This is a genomic window from Pediococcus pentosaceus (assembly GCF_001437285.1).
Lineage (GTDB): Bacteria > Bacillota > Bacilli > Lactobacillales > Lactobacillaceae > Pediococcus > Pediococcus pentosaceus.
The window spans coordinates 22,609-39,956 of record NZ_JQBF01000003.1 but is presented as its reverse complement, the minus strand read 5'-3'; the positions used below and the strand labels follow the sequence as shown (position 1 = coordinate 39,956).

The 17,348-nt window shown below is 37.1% G+C and carries 21 protein-coding genes; 4 read left to right on the top strand and 17 right to left on the bottom strand.

Going from position 1 to position 17,348, the window contains the following annotated elements; translation table 11 throughout:
* Nucleotides 1–54: 54 nt before the first annotated feature.
* The 12 genes from rplK to IV86_RS03555 all read right to left on the bottom strand — a co-directional run bounded on the left by rplK (nucleotide 55) and on the right by IV86_RS03555 (nucleotide 9,805).
* Nucleotides 55–480: a 50S ribosomal protein L11 gene (gene rplK / locus IV86_RS03610; RefSeq protein ID WP_002833257.1), complete on the bottom strand. Its 426-nt coding sequence runs from the start codon at nucleotides 478–480 to the stop codon at nucleotides 55–57.
* A 128-nt stretch (nucleotides 481–608) separates the two neighbouring features.
* Nucleotides 609–1,154 (bottom strand): transcription termination/antitermination protein NusG, encoded by a 546-nt coding sequence (nusG, locus tag IV86_RS03605; protein ID WP_002833256.1) that lies wholly within the window; start codon nucleotides 1,152–1,154, stop codon nucleotides 609–611.
* 93 nt (nucleotides 1,155–1,247) lie between these two features.
* Complete coding sequence (secE, locus tag IV86_RS03600; protein WP_002833255.1) at nucleotides 1,248–1,418, bottom strand: preprotein translocase subunit SecE; 171 nt, start codon at nucleotides 1,416–1,418, stop codon at nucleotides 1,248–1,250.
* A gap of 12 nt (nucleotides 1,419–1,430) precedes the next feature.
* Nucleotides 1,431–1,580 carry a 50S ribosomal protein L33 gene (gene rpmG, locus IV86_RS03595; RefSeq protein ID WP_011673699.1) on the bottom strand — a complete coding sequence of 50 codons (150 nt, stop codon included), beginning with the start codon at nucleotides 1,578–1,580 and terminating at the stop codon, nucleotides 1,431–1,433.
* A 55-nt stretch (nucleotides 1,581–1,635) separates the two neighbouring features.
* Nucleotides 1,636–2,229: a competence protein ComX gene (locus IV86_RS03590; RefSeq protein WP_002833254.1), complete on the bottom strand. Its 594-nt coding sequence runs from the start codon at nucleotides 2,227–2,229 to the stop codon at nucleotides 1,636–1,638.
* Between the two features lie 117 nt (nucleotides 2,230–2,346).
* The gene (gene rlmB, locus IV86_RS03585) at nucleotides 2,347–3,105 is read right to left on the bottom strand and encodes a 23S rRNA (guanosine(2251)-2'-O)-methyltransferase RlmB (protein WP_002833253.1); all 759 of its coding nucleotides are present in this window, start codon (nucleotides 3,103–3,105) and stop codon (nucleotides 2,347–2,349) included.
* Complete coding sequence (locus IV86_RS03580) at nucleotides 3,098–3,511, bottom strand: Mini-ribonuclease 3 (protein ID WP_002833252.1); 414 nt, start codon at nucleotides 3,509–3,511, stop codon at nucleotides 3,098–3,100. Before IV86_RS03580 ends, rlmB begins: the two co-directional genes overlap by 8 nt.
* Nucleotides 3,504–4,916, bottom strand: coding sequence for a cysteine--tRNA ligase (cysS, locus tag IV86_RS03575; protein ID WP_002833251.1), 1,413 nt, complete (start codon nucleotides 4,914–4,916; stop codon nucleotides 3,504–3,506). Before cysS ends, IV86_RS03580 begins: the two co-directional genes overlap by 8 nt.
* A gap of 180 nt (nucleotides 4,917–5,096) precedes the next feature.
* Nucleotides 5,097–6,584 (bottom strand): glutamate--tRNA ligase, encoded by a 1,488-nt coding sequence (gene gltX, locus IV86_RS03570; protein WP_056979362.1) that lies wholly within the window; start codon nucleotides 6,582–6,584, stop codon nucleotides 5,097–5,099.
* Nucleotides 6,585–6,653: 69 nt separating this feature from the next.
* Nucleotides 6,654–7,784, bottom strand: a complete 1,131-nt coding sequence (locus IV86_RS03565; protein WP_002833249.1) for a PIN/TRAM domain-containing protein — start codon at nucleotides 7,782–7,784, stop codon at nucleotides 6,654–6,656.
* 17 nt (nucleotides 7,785–7,801) lie between these two features.
* Nucleotides 7,802–9,172, bottom strand: coding sequence for a DNA repair protein RadA (radA, locus tag IV86_RS03560; protein WP_002833248.1), 1,371 nt, complete (start codon nucleotides 9,170–9,172; stop codon nucleotides 7,802–7,804).
* Between the two features lie 99 nt (nucleotides 9,173–9,271).
* Nucleotides 9,272–9,805: a dCTP deaminase/dUTPase family protein gene (locus IV86_RS03555; RefSeq protein WP_002833247.1), complete on the bottom strand. Its 534-nt coding sequence runs from the start codon at nucleotides 9,803–9,805 to the stop codon at nucleotides 9,272–9,274.
* A gap of 136 nt (nucleotides 9,806–9,941) precedes the next feature.
* Here IV86_RS03555 and IV86_RS03550 point away from each other — a divergent pair, with 136 nt between their 5' ends.
* The 3 genes from IV86_RS03550 to IV86_RS03540 all read left to right on the top strand — a co-directional run bounded on the left by IV86_RS03550 (nucleotide 9,942) and on the right by IV86_RS03540 (nucleotide 12,377).
* Nucleotides 9,942–10,271 carry a GNAT family N-acetyltransferase gene (locus IV86_RS03550; RefSeq protein ID WP_002833246.1) on the top strand — a complete coding sequence of 110 codons (330 nt, stop codon included), beginning with the start codon at nucleotides 9,942–9,944 and terminating at the stop codon, nucleotides 10,269–10,271.
* A 3-nt stretch (nucleotides 10,272–10,274) separates the two neighbouring features.
* A complete protein-coding gene (rpiA, locus tag IV86_RS03545; RefSeq protein WP_002833245.1) occupies nucleotides 10,275–10,961 on the top strand; it encodes a ribose-5-phosphate isomerase RpiA in 687 nt (228 codons plus the stop codon).
* A 69-nt stretch (nucleotides 10,962–11,030) separates the two neighbouring features.
* Nucleotides 11,031–12,377 carry a C1 family peptidase gene (locus IV86_RS03540; RefSeq protein ID WP_002833244.1) on the top strand — a complete coding sequence of 449 codons (1,347 nt, stop codon included), beginning with the start codon at nucleotides 11,031–11,033 and terminating at the stop codon, nucleotides 12,375–12,377.
* A 75-nt stretch (nucleotides 12,378–12,452) separates the two neighbouring features.
* On the opposite strand, the gene IV86_RS03535 is transcribed toward IV86_RS03540, so the two are convergent.
* The 4 genes from IV86_RS03535 to IV86_RS03520 all read right to left on the bottom strand — a co-directional run bounded on the left by IV86_RS03535 (nucleotide 12,453) and on the right by IV86_RS03520 (nucleotide 16,060).
* The gene (locus tag IV86_RS03535) at nucleotides 12,453–12,833 is read right to left on the bottom strand and encodes a winged helix-turn-helix transcriptional regulator (RefSeq protein WP_002833243.1); all 381 of its coding nucleotides are present in this window, start codon (nucleotides 12,831–12,833) and stop codon (nucleotides 12,453–12,455) included.
* Between the two features lie 63 nt (nucleotides 12,834–12,896).
* Nucleotides 12,897–14,084: an MFS transporter gene (locus tag IV86_RS03530; protein ID WP_002833242.1), complete on the bottom strand. Its 1,188-nt coding sequence runs from the start codon at nucleotides 14,082–14,084 to the stop codon at nucleotides 12,897–12,899.
* A 152-nt stretch (nucleotides 14,085–14,236) separates the two neighbouring features.
* Nucleotides 14,237–14,917 carry a 2,3-bisphosphoglycerate-dependent phosphoglycerate mutase gene (locus IV86_RS03525; RefSeq protein ID WP_002833241.1) on the bottom strand — a complete coding sequence of 227 codons (681 nt, stop codon included), beginning with the start codon at nucleotides 14,915–14,917 and terminating at the stop codon, nucleotides 14,237–14,239.
* A 171-nt stretch (nucleotides 14,918–15,088) separates the two neighbouring features.
* Nucleotides 15,089–16,060 (bottom strand): beta-ketoacyl-ACP synthase III, encoded by a 972-nt coding sequence (locus IV86_RS03520; protein WP_002833240.1) that lies wholly within the window; start codon nucleotides 16,058–16,060, stop codon nucleotides 15,089–15,091.
* A 241-nt stretch (nucleotides 16,061–16,301) separates the two neighbouring features.
* Here IV86_RS03520 and IV86_RS03515 point away from each other — a divergent pair, with 241 nt between their 5' ends.
* Nucleotides 16,302–16,763 carry a hypothetical protein gene (locus IV86_RS03515; RefSeq protein ID WP_002833238.1) on the top strand — a complete coding sequence of 154 codons (462 nt, stop codon included), beginning with the start codon at nucleotides 16,302–16,304 and terminating at the stop codon, nucleotides 16,761–16,763.
* A gap of 57 nt (nucleotides 16,764–16,820) precedes the next feature.
* Here the strand turns inward: IV86_RS03515 and IV86_RS03510 are convergent, their stop codons facing one another.
* Nucleotides 16,821–17,321 carry a PTS sugar transporter subunit IIB gene (locus IV86_RS03510; RefSeq protein WP_002833237.1) on the bottom strand — a complete coding sequence of 167 codons (501 nt, stop codon included), beginning with the start codon at nucleotides 17,319–17,321 and terminating at the stop codon, nucleotides 16,821–16,823.
* Nucleotides 17,322–17,348: the final 27 nt, after the last annotated feature.

Sequence of the window (17,348 nt, the reverse complement as noted above, 5' to 3'; positions counted from 1 at the left end):
TTTTCCTCCCACTTTGATACATCCACTTTAGTGGAGTATCCGACAGTGCGTGTATTAGCCTTCGACTACGAATCCCATACTACGTGCTGTACCTTCGATCATGCGCATAGCAGCTTCAACGTCTGCAGCGTTTAGATCTTGCATTTTTGTTTCAGCGATTTCCTTAACTTGAGCAGAAGTAACTGTTGCTACTTTGTTCGTGTTAGGTTCACCAGAACCGTGTTCTACACCAGCAGCTTTCTTCAAAAGAACTGAAGCAGGTGGTGTCTTTGTAACGAAGTCGAATGAACGGTCTTCGTAAACTGTGATTACAACAGGAATTAACAAGCCAGCTTGGTCAGCTGTACGTGCGTTAAAGTCCTTTGTAAATCCCATAATATTGATACCTGCTTGTCCAAGTGCTGGTCCAACCGGTGGAGCTGGAGTTGCTTTTCCTGCAGGAATTTGCAATTTAACAATGTTTGCTACTTTCTTTGCCACGAGACATACCTCCTTAAAATAAGTCCGTGTGTGGTCACGATGAAGATTTATATTTCTTCTCCCACATTGAGTATGCAAGGCATACTACGATATAATACCACACCCGAAATGTTTGTTCAAATTAAAATCTAGTCAATTTTATCAATTTGTTCGATATCTAGTTCTGTACTAGTTTCTCGACCGAACATATCGATGTTAACTTTAACCTTCATGTTGTTATTATCGACTTCAGTAATCTTACCAGTCAAACCTTCAAAAGCACCGTCGACGATCTTAACTAATTCGCCTACTTCAACTTCGATATCAGCATGACGAGCAGTCATTCCTAGGCGACGAAGAATACGTTCAACTTCATCTGGTAAAAGTGGAGTTGGTTTACTACCAGAACCATGGGAACCAATAAATCCAGTAACTCCTGGTGTATTACGAACCACGTACCAAGAATCATCAGTCATAATCATTTCAACCAAAACATAGCCAGGAAATTCATTCTTCTTAACAATCTTGTCTTCCCCATTTTTAGTTTCAACTTCTTCTTCTTCGGGAACAACTACTCGGAAAATATATTCCGCCATCCCCATTGATTTAGCACGTGAATCCAAGTTATTTTTAACTTTATTTTCATATCCAGAATATGTATGTAACACATACCAGTTTTTTTCTTCAGTTTCCAAGTTAAGCGCTCCTTTTCCAAAATAAAAAAACTCCGTAAGCACGAAGTTTCTATCAACAAATTAAATTATAACAAAATAATCGACCTTATGCCATTATACAAATAGCTTAAGGAACAATTGAATTAGCCAATCGGCTAAAGCTAAGAAGGCTATAAAAAATACCGATGTTGAAATAACAGTGGAAGAGTCTTTTCTTAACTGTTTAAAATTAGGCCAGTCAACTTCTCGCATCTCTTGACCAATGCTCTTAAAAAATCGAAACATTTAATACGCCTCCTATCTTGTTTCACTGTGTAAAGTGTGTTTGTTACAACGTTTACAGTACTTATTAACCTCTAAACGGTCTGTTCTTTGCGGGTTAGCTGCTACTGTGTAGTTTCTTGAACCACAAACAGTACATGCTAAAGCTACTTTCTTTTGGGACATAAAAAATCCCTCCTTATCGAAATTAAACTTTAGCATGTGCAACCCTGATTGTCAATTAAGGGCGACCATACATTTGTTCACTTAATTTTTGTTTACACCGTACTATCGCATTTTGGATCTTAATCACCTCATAACCAAGTTTTTCCGCAATTTCTTCTGGGCAATTTCCTTTAAACAACAGCACTGAAACTTCTTTTTCAAATTTTGATAACAATGATTCATATTCCGCATAACTCTCCTTAATGACTAAATTACTATGCGGTGTAATCTTAGAAATTTTCTTAGTTGCTGTTTCTAAATCACCATCAACACTTTCTATCGATTGCGCCGTCAGACCCGCTTTTCTTTTATAGGCCATCTCAAATCTTAAGATACTATAAATTCGATTAGTAAAATTAGTTCGAAAAAAAGCCCCCAAAGTAATTTTTAAATTTTCATCAAAATTAACTACCGAGTTGAAGAAAACGATGCGTCCTTCTTGCAACCAATCATCCCATTCTAGATTACGAATCGAATATCTTGTTCTTAATTTTTTAATAATTGGAATATATCGCTTAAATAGAATTTCAAAATTACTTGAATCATTGTTTTTTATTTGTTGAACTATTTCAAGCTCATCCAATTCTTCCAAACTACCTTGTTTCGCCATTACGCTTCCTCCCTGTTTCAATGGAAACGATCTTAGCAAGGTTGTTAAAATTTTCTAACCGCATTTTTCGTAAATAAAAAACGAATAATTGGCATTCCAATCATTCGTTTCTAATTTTTAAAGTTGATGTCTTGAATTATAGCCTTGGTAAATTAAAAGTCCGGCTGCTACACTTGCATTTAAACTTTGAATTTCACCAACCATCGGAATCGTTAACATTTCGTCCACATTATCCTTAGTTAGGCGGGCCATACCTTTTCCTTCGTTACCGATAATCAAACCTACCGCCCCTTTTGCATCCCAGCGGCGATAATCCGTTCCCTTCATATCAGTACCAAAAATCCAAAGTCCACGTTCTTTAAGTTCTTTAATCGCGTTAACTAAGTTGCTAACTTGGACGACAGGAACTCGTTCAATTGCTCCCGCAGAAGTTTTGGCTACGGTACTGGTTAAACCAACTGCCCGTCGTTTTGGAATAATTACTCCGTGAACGCCTGCTGCATCTGCCGTTCTTAAAATTGAACCTAAGTTATGCGGGTCTTCAATTCCATCTAAAATTAAAATGAAGGGTTCCTCTTCGCGTGCTTTAGCTAACTTGAAGATATCATCTAATTCAGCATATTCAAAGGATGCAACCGCTAGTACCACCCCTTGGTGATTTTGTCCGTTCGATAATGTATCCAATTTCGACTTAGTAACTCGTTGAATTACCAGACCTTGTTTTTTTGCTTTAGCAATAATTTGTCCAATTCCATCCGATTTTAGCCCTTCTTGAATAAAAACCTTGTTAATTGAATGATCACTTTGCAAACTAGCCATTGCTGGATGGCGGCCAATGACAAAATCTGGTTGTTGCGTTTCATTTGAATTATTCAATACGTAAATTTCCTTCCTCGACTTTTTCAATACACCATTGAGCAAATTCAGCTAAACGTTCAGTTTGATTCGTCAATGATAGATATCCAACAATTGCCTCAAATCCCGTTGAAATTCGGTAAGTAAGGACTGATGTGTTTTTTGCAGACGTATGACTTTTAGCATTACGCCCCTTTTTGAAAGCTTCGATTTCTTTTTCAGTAAGAAAATTTTCTGCTTCCATTGCGTTAATTAAAGCTGCTTGTGCTTTAGCAGATACATATCTGGTTGCAACGTGATGTAACCGATTAGGCCGGGTGAGCCCCTGTTTAATTAGATGTCTTCTAATAAAAACTTCGTACTCCGCATCACCCAAATAAGCTAATGCAATTCCATTAATTGCTTGGTAATTAAACTCTTCACTCATCTTTTTTTCTCCAACGTGTTCCTTGTGGCGTATCCTCTAAGATAACACCCATTTCTTTTAATTGATTACGTAATCGATCACTAGTCTCAAAATCGCGGTCTGCACGAGCTTGATCGCGTTGTTTAACTAATTCATCAATTTCAGCATCATCATTTTCAATCTGTTTCAATTCAATCCCAAAAACAGCTGCCATTTTAGCATAGCTGGTTAATAATTGATTAATTTGCTCAGCATTCACGGCTGTTTTTTCACTATATACATTGATTAAGCGCGCAAACTCGTAAACAACGGTAATCCCATTTTGCGCATTAAAGTCATCATCCATCGCTGTAATAAAGTCTGTTTCTAATTGAGCAGCCTGTTCAGCAACCGTTGCGTCAGCTGCCCCTTGAGCACCTTGCAAACGATAATTCAAATTGATAAAAGCATTTTGCAGCTTTTCTAGATTGTTTTTAGCGTCTTGTAAACTTGCTTGTGTATATTGAATTGGGCGTCGATATTGAGTAGTCGACATTAAGAAACGTAAGACTTGGGGATTTATTTTTTGAACTAAATCGTGCACCGTAACAAAGTTTCCCAAAGATTTACTCATCTTTTCATTATCATCACCGACTGTGACAAAACCATTATGCATCCAGTATCTAGCAAACTGTTTACCAGTTTTGGCTTCACTTTGAGCAATTTCATTTTCATGATGCGGAAATTGAAGGTCTTCTCCTCCACCATGAATATCAAAAGTATCTCCTAGATATTTGGTTGACATTACTGAACATTCAATATGCCATCCAGGGCGTCCGATCCCCCATGGTGCTTTCCAAGCAATTTCATCACCCTTAGCTGCCTTCCACAACGCAAAATCAATTGGATCTTCTTTACGAGCTGTTTCTTCATCATCTACGTGTTGGCTCGCACCCTGTTCTAATTCATCAATATTTTGGTGCGAAAGGGCACCATACTTTGAAAACTTACGTGCCCGATAGTATACATCGCCATCTACCGCATAGGCAAAGCCCTTGTCCATCAAATCTGCAATAAATGCGATAATATCATCGATATTCTCAGTAGCCCGTGGATTAAGCGTCGCTGGTTCTACATTAACAGCTTGGACATCTTCTTTAAAAGCTCCAATATAACGATCCGCTAATTCTGGAACTGTAATACCTTGTTCACGAGCTGAATTAATCATTTTATCGTCAACATCAGTAAAATTTGAAACAAATTTCACTTCAAATCCGCGATATTCAAAATATCTCCTGATGGTGTCAAAGGCAATAATACTACGCGCGTTGCCAATATGAATATAGTTGTATACCGTCGGTCCACAAACGTACATTGATACCTTATGATCCACTAAAGGCTTGAAAGTTTCTTTAGTTCTAGACATTGTATTATAAATTTTAATCATTTTTTCACTCCCTACGGGGATTTTTAGCTACCTCTAATGATAATTGAAAAGAGTATGCAACGCAAAGTGAATATAAAAAAGAAGAGCTTCAAAAAAGTTTTAGTCGCTGAGCCAAGCATCAACGTTTGGTAGCGGAGTCCATGTCTCCCACCTAACTTTATTGAAGTTCTTCTTTCATATTTAGCTTAATTCTTCAATCATTGCCCGTAAATGTTGCATTGATAATTCATAACCTAATAATTCCAAACTTTCTGGAAGTTCTGGTCCATGCATTTCATGGGTAATAGCAATTCGAATTGGCATCCAAAGTTTGCGACCCTTAATTCCAGTTTCCTTTTGAACCGCCTTAATAGCTGCCAAAATGTTAACTGTATCAAAGACTGGCAAATCACTGAATTGTTTTTCCAATGCTTTTAATACTGGAAGAGCATCATCCGTGGCCAATTCTTCTTTAGCCTCTTCATCGATATTTTCAGGACCATTAAAGAATAATTCTGTAAATTCAACAATTTGCGCTGTATAACTCATTTGACGCTTAAATAAGTTGATTAACTTACGTGCCCATTCTACCTTCATTGGTGCTGGGTTCTTTTCAATCTTACCGGCATTAATCAATTGAAGGAGTGCTGAGTGCATGATACGATCTTCATCAGCAGCTTTAACATATTGGTTGTTAATCCATTCCAATTTCTTAGCATCAAAAGCAGCAGGTGACTTACTCAAACGCTTTTCATCATACATCTTAACGAATTCACGTAGAGTAAAGATTTCACTTTCTCCCACTGGTGACCAGCCGAGCAAGATAATAAAGTTCAACATTGCTTCTGGTAGATATCCTAAACTACGATATTGTTCGATGAATTGAAGAATAGATTCATCACGTTTACTTAACTTCTTACCTGTTTCAGTATTGATAATTAAGCTCATGTGACCAAATTGGGGAGCACCCCATCCTAAAGCTTCATAAATCATCAATTGTTTAGGAGTATTTGCAACGTGGTCATCCCCACGGAAAACATGGCTAATTTCCATCATGTGATCATCAACAACTACCGCAAAGTTGTAAGTTGGCATTCCATCACGCTTTTGAATGACAAAATCGCCACCAATTGTTTCAGATTCAAATGAAATATGACCCTTAACCAAATCATCCCATTCGTAAGTAGTGTTGGTAGGCACCTTAAAACGAATTACAGGTTCAATTCCTGCTGCCTTAGCATCAGCAATTTTTTGTTCTTTTTGTTCAGGTGATAATCCAGCATATTCATCAACATAATGAGGCATTTCACCATTTGCCTTTTGCTCTTCACGTTGAGCAGCTAGTTCTTCTTCAGTCATATATGATTCATATGCTTTACCTTCAGCAACTAACTGATCAATTAGTGGTTGATATATACCTTTACGTTCAGATTGACGATAAGGACCGTATTCTCCCGGTTTATCAGGACCTTCATCCCAATCCATTCCCAACCATTTTAGGTTATCGATCTGACTTTTTTCTCCGTCAGCGATATTCCGACTTTGGTCAGTATCTTCAATTCTAAGAATAAATTTACCTTTGTAATGACGAGCAAACAAATAATTAAATAAGGCTGTTCGTGCATTTCCGATATGCAAATGTCCCGTTGGACTTGGAGCATAACGTACTCGAATCTTTTGCTTTGCCAAAATTAACACCTCTCCAAAAATTATGTCACAATGTTTTCATTCTACATTGATATCAATAATAAATAAAGTCTATTCTGTCTTATCTTTGCTATGGGTAATTTCCTTAGTGGAGTGAACCGGTTTAGCAAAAATCATTCGACCCGCATCAGTTTGAATTGCGCTCGTAACTACGACGTCAATTGTTTCACTGATATAAAACTTACCATCTTCCACAACAACCATCGTCCCGTCGTCCAAATAGGCAACCCCTTGTTGACGTTCTGTACCATTCTTAACGACGTGTACTTTCATCGTTTCACCTGGAATTACTCGTGGTTTCAACGCATTAGCCAACTCGTTGATATTTAATACTTGGACATTCTGAAATTGACTAACTTTATTCAAGTTATAATCGTTCGTCACAATTACGGCGTCCTTGTCCTTAGCAAGTTGGATTAGTTTGCTATCGACTTCTTCAATTTCTTCATAATCGCCATCGTACATTTCAATTGGCATAATCTTTTCATTTTGAAGCTTGTTTAAGAAGTCTAAGCCTCGGCGTCCACGCACCCGCTTGATGCTATCAGCAGAATCGGCAATGTATTGTAGTTCGTATAAGACAAAGTTAGGAACTAATAAAGTTCCCTCTAACAATCCAGTTTTTACTAAATCGTATACTCGCCCATCAATTAAGATATTAGTATCTAAAATCTTGTAATGATGGTAATTTTCACCTGCTCGACGCTCCAACACTTGATCTTGATTATTTAAATCACGTTTGCGAACTTGGAATAATTTTTTCCATTCGTTTAGCCGAGTTGTTCCAATTCGAAAACCTAAATAACCCAAAATCAACATTAAAATTAATGGAATCATCGTATTAATAAAGAAGACATCTGATCGATAAAATAAAGTGGAAATTAAAATAGCAATGACCAATCCAATGACCGTTCCAACACCACTAGTAATTAAATAGATTGGCGAAGATTTAGTTAACATTTTTTCTGCTCGTCTCATTAAACTCAATACATAACCAGCCAAAAAGATAGATAGAACCCAGAAAATAATTGCACCAATAACAAAGCCCGTTACGCGATTGTTTAATAAAATAAACTTATCCAAATTTGATAATGACCAAACAACTGGTAGATACGACATTCCTAAAGTACCACCAGCTAAAGCAAACACCGCTTGGACAATTCGTTTTTTAATATTTTTCATTTTAATTCACCTCCTTTCTAATTAAACGCCTTCCGAATTGCGTCCGTAATCGTTGTTACTCCTACTACTTCAATCCCTTTAGGTGGATTCCAACCCTTCAAATTATTCTTAGGAATTAAAATTCGTTGAAAACCTAGTTTTTGAGCTTCGGCAACCCGTTGTTCAATCCGATTAACCCGTCGGATTTCACCAGTTAAACCAATTTCGCCAACAAAGCTATCAGTCGGTCTCGTCCCTTGATTCTTAAAACTCGATACAATACTCATCGCAATTGCCAAATCAATTGCTGGCTCATCCAATTTCACTCCGCCAGCAGCCTTTAAGTAGGCGTCTTGGTTCTGCAACGTTAAATTAGCCCTTTTTTCTAAAACTGCCATAATTAATGAGACTCGGTTACGATCCAACCCGCTAGCAGTCCGCTGAGCATTCCCAAAAATGGTAGGCGTAATCAAAGCTTGAATTTCGACCAAAATTGGTCGAGTACCTTCCATCGAAACCACAATAGCGGAACCGTTAGCATCTTGCAGGCGTTCCTCTAAAAAGATTTCCGAAGGATTGGCTACTTCTCGAAGCCCTTCCTCTCGCATTTCGAAAATTCCCAATTCATTCGTAGAACCAAATCGATTTTTAACCGCTCGTAAAATTCGATACGTATGATGCAAATCGCCTTCAAAATAAAGTACTGTATCAACCATATGTTCTAAAATTTTAGGACCAGCAATGGCTCCGCCTTTAGTTACATGACCAACAATAAAAATAGTAATGTTATTTGTTTTAGCAATCTGCATTAATTCGGCTGTAATTTCTCGAATTTGCGATACACTACCTACTGCTGAATCAATGTCGGGCTCTTGCATGGTTTGAACAGAATCAATAATTACATACTGAGGATGTAGTTCCTCAATGACCGCACGAATATTGGACATATCAGTTTCAGGGTATAAGTAAAAACGTTCACTGTTAACCTGTAAACGTTCGGCGCGCATCTTGATCTGTGAAGCACTTTCTTCCCCAGACACGTATAAAACATCTCGATCAGTAGCAGCTAATTGCCCAGATAGTTGTAATAATAGGGTCGACTTACCAATTCCTGGATCTCCACCAATTAGAACTAGTGAGCCATCTACTACTCCACCACCGAGTACTCGGTTCAGTTCTTCCATCCCTGTTTTAACTCGCGGTTCTTCGTGCATTTTAACTTCTGAAATTAATTGTGGTTTACTACTTTTACCCTCAAAACTAACGCGACTCTTACGTTCATTTTTAGGTTCACTAATCCGCTCTTCAACCAGAGTGTTCCATCTTCCACAATTAGGACAACGTCCTAAGAATTTAGGTGAAACATACCCACATTCTGAACACAAAAACTGTGTTTTTACTTTAGCCAAGCTTTAAATCCCCCCTCAACTTTAAATTCGTACAATTAGGATAGCATTTATTTCTATAATTTAATCAAAATTAGTTTGACCTTTATTGATTTTTAATGACTACTTAGTCGAACCAAACCCACCAGTTCGCTTTTGTTCTGAGGCCGTTTCGTTGTCAGCTACTAAATATTTCATAAAAATTCCCTGACCAATTCGTTCGCCCTTTTTGATTTTTACATCTGTAATTCCATAATTTACAAGTTGGAGAAAAATAGCCCCTTCATTGCTTTCATTATTGTAGTAGTCCGCATCCACAATTCCTACCCCATTAGGTAAAATCAAACTACGTTTTAGAGGGTTACTAGAACGATTGGCCAACATTAAATACTCATCATCTTCCATATATGCTTTAATACCCGTTGGTACTAAATATGGTTTTAATTCTGCTCGAGCCGCATCTAATACTTCGTCTGTTACATTTTCTTGATGACGTAGGGCCCACAAAACCTTCACAAAATTCAATTTCCAAATACTTGGCAACACAAAATCTTCTGCCGCTTCAAAGTCATATCCAGCGGCTGCTTTTGTTTGTCGTTGGGGTAAATGTAATCCTTGATTTTGATACTTACTAATAATTTCAAATCCTCTACTCATTACGGTTTCCCTCCTAATAATCATTTATTTTATTATCCTTTTATTGACCCACTTTGTAAACGGAAATCTGTTGAAGCAATTGACTTTATGCGCTTTCTTGGCGACAATGATTATTGTAGGAAAAGGAGGCTTATGTATGGAAAGAAATATCGAAGCAAACCGTCTTTTTTGGACTAATTCCGAAGGTGTGCAAGTAGGACATGTGCTCTATTCTAAAATTCCCGATCTTGATACTTTAATCTGTGAAGAAGTCTTTGTTAATCCTGAAGTTCGAGGACAAGGCTGGGGTGGCAAATTGATGAAAGACTTCATTAATTTTGCAATTGAAAATAACCAGAAAATTTATCCTCTTTGTCCCTTTGCAAGAAAATATTTTCTCAACCATCCGGAACTTTCCGAATGGAACATGCACGACCAAATTACAGCAACTAAAATACAAAGCTTAGTAAGTCGAAAGGAAGATTAAGAAATGGATCAAAATGAATTAAAAAAACTAGTTGGCGAAGAAGCCGTTAAATTTATTGAAGATGGGATGACTGTGGGTTTAGGTACCGGTTCTACTGTTAAATTTATGGTGGACGCTCTTGGTGAACGCGTTAAAAATGAAAATTTAAATATCGTTGGGGTCCCAACTTCCGATCGTACAGCTGAACAAGCCCGTTCCTTAGGCATTAATGTTAAATCTGTTGACGAGGTTGATCATATTGATTTAACCATTGATGGAGCTGATGAAATCAGTTCTGACTTCCAAGGTATCAAAGGTGGCGGTGCCGCTCACTTGTTTGAAAAAATTGTTGCCACAAACTCAAAAAAAGTAATGTGGATTGTAGATGAATCTAAAATGGTTGATCACTTAGGGGCCTTCCCACTCCCTCTAGAAGTAATTCCATATGGTAGCAAACAAGTCTTCAAGAAGCTTGAAAAAGAAGGCCTTCATCCTGAATTTAGGAAAAATGATGCTGGCGAATATGTTTTAACCGATTCTAAAAACTACGTAATTGATCTTCATCTTGGTGAAATTAAACACCCGCATCAATTAGCAGATTATCTAATCAAACAAGTTGGTATTGTAGAACAAGGATTGTTCCTTGACATGGTTAATACTGTCATTGTTGGACGCCAAAATGGTCCAGAAGTTTTGACTGCTCGACCATAATTCTAATCATTTACTAATTTTTTTAATTAGCGTATAATCATCACCAATATTAGGATGGAGTTGAAGATATTGAGTAAAGAAATTTCACAAAATTTAATTGACCGTTTTAAACAAGAATATAACGGTCGTAAAGAAGCTAAAGTTATTGAACGCACAGTTACTAAAAATGGAATTCTTAATTCCAGTCGTAACCTTGCAGCTGATGTTCAAAGCACACCCGTTTTTTCAATTGATTTAGATACCGGTGATGTTGCGAATCAGAAACAAAGTGGTCGTTGTTGGATGTTTGCCGCTTTGAATACCATGCGCCATGACATGAAAAACCAATTCAAAGTTCCTGGCAATTTTGAATTATCCCAAAATTATACTTTTTTCTGGGATAAGTTTGAAAAATCAAATTGGTTCTACGAAAATATCATTAATACGGCCGAGCTTGATACTGATGACCGTAAAGTGGCCTTCTTATTAAATGAACCTCAAGGTGATGGTGGCCAATGGGATATGCTTTGCGCATTAATTGAAAAATACGGTGTAGTTCCTCAATCGGCCTACCCTGAAACTTATAATAGTTCAAAATCTCGTGAATTCGACACATTGTTAAATGAAAAGTTACGCAAAGATGCAGTTACATTACGTAATTTAGTTAATTCAGGAGCAAATCGTACAGACATTGATGAACGTAAGCAACAAATGCTTAGTGAAGTCTATCGCATGGCTTCTTACAGTTTCGGAGAACCACCTGTTCAATTCGATTGGGAATATCGTGACGCTGATCAAAATTATCATCGTGAAGCAGGTATTACGCCTAAAGCATTTTATGATAAGTATGTAGGTTGGAACCTTTCCGAATATATTTCCATCATTAATGCGCCAACTGCTGACAAACCTTACAACCAAACATATACAATTGATATGCTTGGCAATGTCGTAAATGGACGCCAAGTTAAACATCTAAACCTTGCTATGGACGACTTCAAGCAGGCGGCCATCAACCAACTTAAAGCTGGACAATCAGTGTGGTTTGGTTGCGATGTTGGTCAACACTCTGAGGCTCGTGAAAAGGGACTTTTGGACCTAGATGTTTTTGCTGAAGATGAGTTGTTTGATATCGATCTTTCAATGTCTAAAGCTGAACGTTTAGACTACAAAGAGAGTTTAATGACTCACGCTATGGTACTTACTGGTGTCGATCTTGTCGATGGTCAACCAACTAAATGGAAAGTTGAAAATAGTTGGGGTAAAAAAGTCGGTGAAAAAGGCTATATGGTAATGTCCGATGCTTGGATGGACGAATACTGTTACCAAGTAGTTGTTCAAAAACAATTCTTGACCGAAGCGCAACGTCAAGCGCAGGCTCAAACACCTACCGTTTTGAAACCTTGGGACCCAATGGGATCTTTGGCTTATCAAGATTAATAAATAATTTTATCAATAAAAAAGCGACTAGCTGTGGACCAAATGAAAATCGGTCCTTAACTAGTCGCTTTTTTACTACTCCATATTTGAAAAGGGATGTGGATCGTTATCAATAATTTCTACACTATTACCTTGTTTTTGCAGACGTTCAACCTTATCCTTACCCCAATTTGACATTGCTAATAAAATATTTCTTAGACTTTTTCCCTCTTCGGTTAAAGAATATTCAACCTTTGGCGGTACCTGGTTGTACACCTTACGTTGAACAATATTGTCGGCTTCTAGTTCGCGCAATTGCCTAGTTAATACTCTTTGTGAAACGTCCGGCATCAACTGACATAACTCTCCCGTTCTTAGAGTACGACCTCCTAGATGACATAGAATGACGGGTTTCCATTTTCCTCCTATTACATCTAAAGTTGCTTCAACTGCTACATGATATATTTTTTCAGGCATCTAACCAAACCTCCTACTGGGTAATTTTAGCACGTCCTTTTGGAACGACAGCATTTTCTAAAACTATTTCTGACGTTTATTTTCAAATTTATTTTCTACCAACATCAATAAAACTGCTAATGCAACCATAGCTGCTGCTAGTAGCATTGTGCTTCTTAAGCCATAAGTATCAAGTGCAACTCCTCCTAAGAAAGACCCACCTACAATGCCAAAACTAAATGCAGAAATATTCAAGGATGAGGCAACATCAACTGCTTTAGATGAATAACTTTTAGCTAAAATTAAAATATACGACTGTAGAACCGGAACGCTCATAAAAGCAACTAAACCTAAGAGCACAATATTTAAAGTACTTAAATATATATTAGTAACTGTAAAATAAAAAGCAAATAAAGCTAACCCTTGAACGATGAAGATCCCGAATAAAGCGTTAATCGGTTTAGCATTTCCTAGTTTACCACCAAGCGTATTTCCAATTGCGATAGCTATACCATAAATCACTAAGAATAAACTAACTTGATTCGCAGGGACATGGGTTATCTTTTGCAAAATTGATGATAAATACGTGAAGGTTGCAAAAGTACCACCATATCCTAAGATGGTAATTAGGAGCGTTAATAAAACATGTGGATGCAAAATCAACTTTACTTGATCTGCTATGCTGGATATTTCTACATTCTTTCTAGCTTGTTTAGGTAAAGCTACTCGATTTAAAATCCATGCTACTATTCCTAAAGTCGCAATCGCCAAAAAAGGTATCCGCCATCCCCAATAAGTACTAACCGCCGTCCCCAATGGAGCACCCAGTGCTGTCGCAATTGTGAAACCCGTAAAAATATAAGCAATTGCACTCGCTTGTCTGGATTCATCAACTAATTCGGCGGCTATTGTCGAACTGAGCGCAAACAATAACCCATGTGAAGCACCAGCTATTAACCTGCCAAAAATGACTTCTCCAAAATTGGTAGCAAATCCAATAATTAAGTGACCGATTATAAAAATAATAATAGCCCCTAAAATAGTTCCTTTCCGCTGAAATTTAGCAGTTAAAATTGTTAAAATTGGAGCACCTAATGCTACTCCTAAAGCATAAATAGTAGTTATTAGTCCGGCTGTCGAAGTCGTAATCATAAAACTTTTTGAAATTGCTGGTAGTACCCCCACGCTAATAAATTCTGTGACACCAACCGCAAAAAATATTACTGCCAAAGCAAATAAAGCAAAATTAGCTTTAGATTTTTGATTAATCATTATCTCACCTCATATTTTCTCTCTCAAACGATATAGATAATATAAGTGAATTATGACATTTATAGAAGTACGCACTATTTTGTCGCATAGAGACAAAATTGTCCCATTTTACTGAAATCAATACTTTATGCATAAAAAAAGAGCCTAAATAATTAGGCTTCTTTCAAGATAATTTTATTTTGGATGGATAAATCCGATTTTAATTCGTAAATGATGGGTTCTCCATTTTCAACTTCGACTCCGTCAATACCCTGGTCAGAAATGTTCTCCAAATATTTAATTAATGCTCGCAAAGAACTTCCATGTGCGACTACCAATTGATTTTGTCCTTCCATTAATCTAGGAGCAATTTGATCAATCCAGTATGGTAGCAAGCGATTATAAGCCATATGTAAACTTTCACCCAGTGGTTCATTCAAAATTCCATTAACCGCATATCGTCGATCATCATCGGGATGCTCTAGCAGGGGTGGTACTGCATCAAAACTCCGACGCCATAAAGCAACCTGCTCCTTACCATAAATTTGGCGGGTCTCATCCTTATTTTGTCCCCTTAAAGCCCCATAATGGCGTTCATTTAATCGCCAAGTCTTATTAATCGGTAGCCAATTTTGATTAAGATCATCTAAAACGATATTAGCAGTCACAATCGCGCGCTTCAGCATTGAAGTGTGAACCATATCAAAATTAATTCCTAATTTAGCAATTAATTTTCCTGCTCGTTGTGCTTGCTTAATACCAAGCGGAGTAAGCGGAACATCCGACCACCCTGTATAAATATTATCACGATTGGCGGTACTTTCCCCATGCCTAATTAAAACTAATTTAGCCAATTCTTTTCTCTCCCTGCTCAATATTAATTCAATCTTATCGTTCAACTCTACTTCATTGTTATTCATTTTCTAACTAGTTGCAAGTCTTAATCCCATTAAAAATTTTTACATGAAGATACTAAAAAACTGTGGTCCACATTACGAACCACAGTTTAGTTTTAATTCCAATGATTAAATTCTAATCAACATACTTCCATAGTCCAGACCCGCACCAAACCCAGTCATTAAAACTGTTTTAGGATTAGGATCTTTTTCTTGGAGTTGAGCCAATGCCATTGGAATTCCAGCTGATGAAGTATTTCCATATTGTTCAACATTCGTAACAAATTTTTCCATTGGAATGTTAATCGTTTCAGAAATCTTTTCAATAATTCTTAAGTTAGCTTGATGACAGATTACGTAATCAACCTTATCATGTAAATCATTTCGATTTAAAATTTCTACCATTTGAGGAGGAACTACTCCGGTAGCAAAACTAAAAACATCTCGTCCACTTTGGAAAAAAGCGTCGATTGTTGGAAAGTTATTAGCTTTCACAGCCGTTAAAGCCGGAATTCGGCCGCTATGAATATACTCATTTTTTTCCGCTAAGGTGGCTAATTCTTCGTCAATAAAGAAATCTTCTGTGTTATGCGCATCAGCAGAAATAATTACACCACCCGCTCCGTCACCAAAAAATACTGCGGAGGTCCGATCTTTAAAATCCATCATTTTAGAATTGGTTTCCGCACTAATCACCATCGCGTTTCGGTAACGTCCAGAACGCATAAATTTTTCAGCCGTACTTAAACCAAAAACAAATCCAGCACAAGCAGCCGATATATCAAAAGCAATAGCATTTTTGGCGCCTAACTTAGCTTGCACAATGGTTGCAGTAGCCGGAGTTAAAGCGTCTGGCGTAATCGTTGAAAGAATAATAACATCGATTTGATCAGCCGTTAAACCACTTTCGTTTAATAATTTTTGTCCCACTTCGACTGCTAAGCTTGATGTATTCTCTTCGCCCATGGCATAATGACGAGTTTGAATTCCTGTGTGGGATTGAATCCACTCATCATTTGTATCCATAATTTTGGATAACTCATCGTTATCAACCACCCGTTCGGGTACATAATGTGCTGTAGATAAAATTTTTAAACTCATTTTAAGCTTCTTCCTCACTTTGTTTATCATTCTATTCTACCAGTAAAATATTATTTGTGAAAATAGTGTGCGTGACAGATCACATCTAACAAACGTTTTCATTGTTGTAACAATCGGATTAATTAAGTTCTTATAATTATATTAAGAAATCTAATGGATCTCATGTAGAAAACTTGCCTTTTAATCGTTAAATAATTATGCTTAATTAATAAGACAATGGAACAATACTGGAGGAATATTAATGTTTAATTTTTCAATTAGCTGGCTTATTTTTTGGATGAAAGGTCGCGTCGAAGTGGACAACCAATCTGTTCGTAGTCGCATCCCTCGTCTATTACTATGGGTTTTCCCTTATGCTCTAATTTCTAAAGACATTGCACTAAGTGATATTAAATCTACCAGCATCAAAGGTAAAAATCAGTTTTTCCCGCTACTACTTGGTTTAATTTTAATTGTTTTAGGAGCTTTAAGTGCCATGAATAAAGGCTTAGCAATCGGAATTTTAGCCATCATTATCGGTTTAATTCTAGGTATTGCCGGATTCAAGGCCCGTTTAACAATCGAAACTGCCACTGGTCGTTTTAACATTGACGTTCCTGCTTCTCAAAAAGAAGTTTTGTTTAAAATAGAACGAGAAATTCAAAATCGTCAAAAACAACCCGAACCAAAGATTAAAGAAAATCAGGTGCTTGAGGAACTTTAACATTTATTTGGACCATAAAAATAACCCGTAACTATTAAAGTTGTGGGTTATTTTTTATTATAAATTATTTTTATCTAACATTTTTATCAAATCTTTACGGCTATCATTAGGAATTTTTTGAGCGTACACTGTTAATCCACGTTCGTGTAGGGTTCGGATTGTAGCAATCTCTTCTTTACCAACCGCAATCGCATCTGTTAGCATCGTCATATCTACGGCGTATGCCAAACTGCCCACATCAATCCCTAAATCAGAGACATCGATACCGCCATCAACCAGCTTCAACATATCTTGTAGGGTTTCCGTTAAAAGTAACACTTTAAAAGAATCAAATTGCGAATCTTGATAAATTCGAATCATTTTTTCAACCGTAATCACGTTTACTAATATTCCAGGAGGCGCAGCTTGAGTAATCAACGTTTTACGTAAATTATCTTCTGCAACGCTATCTGAAACGACTAAAATCCGATTAGGTTTAACCTTTTTAGCCCAAGCAGTCGCTACTTGCCCATGCAAGAGCCGACTATCGACACGAGCCAGTAGAATGTCCATCGTCATATCACCGTGTCCTCCAAAATTAAGATT

What these genes read in the sequence shown, in the direction of transcription:
- rpmG (WP_011673699.1), bottom strand. Translation starts at nt 1,580, where the DNA reads ATGTCCCAAAAGAAAGTAGCTTTAGCATGTACTGTTTGTGGTTCAAGA.
- rpiA (WP_002833245.1), top strand. Translation starts at nt 10,275, where the DNA reads ATGGATCAAAATGAATTAAAAAAACTAGTTGGCGAAGAAGCCGTTAAA.
- IV86_RS03565 (WP_002833249.1), bottom strand. Translation starts at nt 7,784, where the DNA reads ATGAAAAATATTAAAAAACGAATTGTCCAAGCGGTGTTTGCTTTAGCT.
- IV86_RS03515 (WP_002833238.1), top strand. Translation starts at nt 16,302, where the DNA reads ATGTTTAATTTTTCAATTAGCTGGCTTATTTTTTGGATGAAAGGTCGC.
- IV86_RS03590 (WP_002833254.1), bottom strand. Translation starts at nt 2,229, where the DNA reads ATGGCGAAACAAGGTAGTTTGGAAGAATTGGATGAGCTTGAAATAGTT.
- IV86_RS03530 (WP_002833242.1), bottom strand. Translation starts at nt 14,084, where the DNA reads ATGATTAATCAAAAATCTAAAGCTAATTTTGCTTTATTTGCTTTGGCA.
- IV86_RS03535 (WP_002833243.1), bottom strand. Translation starts at nt 12,833, where the DNA reads ATGCCTGAAAAAATATATCATGTAGCAGTTGAAGCAACTTTAGATGTA.
- secE (WP_002833255.1), bottom strand. Translation starts at nt 1,418, where the DNA reads ATGTTTCGATTTTTTAAGAGCATTGGTCAAGAGATGCGAGAAGTTGAC.
- IV86_RS03550 (WP_002833246.1), top strand. Translation starts at nt 9,942, where the DNA reads ATGGAAAGAAATATCGAAGCAAACCGTCTTTTTTGGACTAATTCCGAA.
- cysS (WP_002833251.1), bottom strand. Translation starts at nt 4,916, where the DNA reads ATGATTAAAATTTATAATACAATGTCTAGAACTAAAGAAACTTTCAAG.
- IV86_RS03555 (WP_002833247.1), bottom strand. Translation starts at nt 9,805, where the DNA reads ATGAGTAGAGGATTTGAAATTATTAGTAAGTATCAAAATCAAGGATTA.
- IV86_RS03580 (WP_002833252.1), bottom strand. Translation starts at nt 3,511, where the DNA reads ATGAGTGAAGAGTTTAATTACCAAGCAATTAATGGAATTGCATTAGCT.
- IV86_RS03510 (WP_002833237.1), bottom strand. Translation starts at nt 17,321, where the DNA reads ATGACGATGGACATTCTACTGGCTCGTGTCGATAGTCGGCTCTTGCAT.
- IV86_RS03520 (WP_002833240.1), bottom strand. Translation starts at nt 16,060, where the DNA reads ATGAGTTTAAAAATTTTATCTACAGCACATTATGTACCCGAACGGGTG.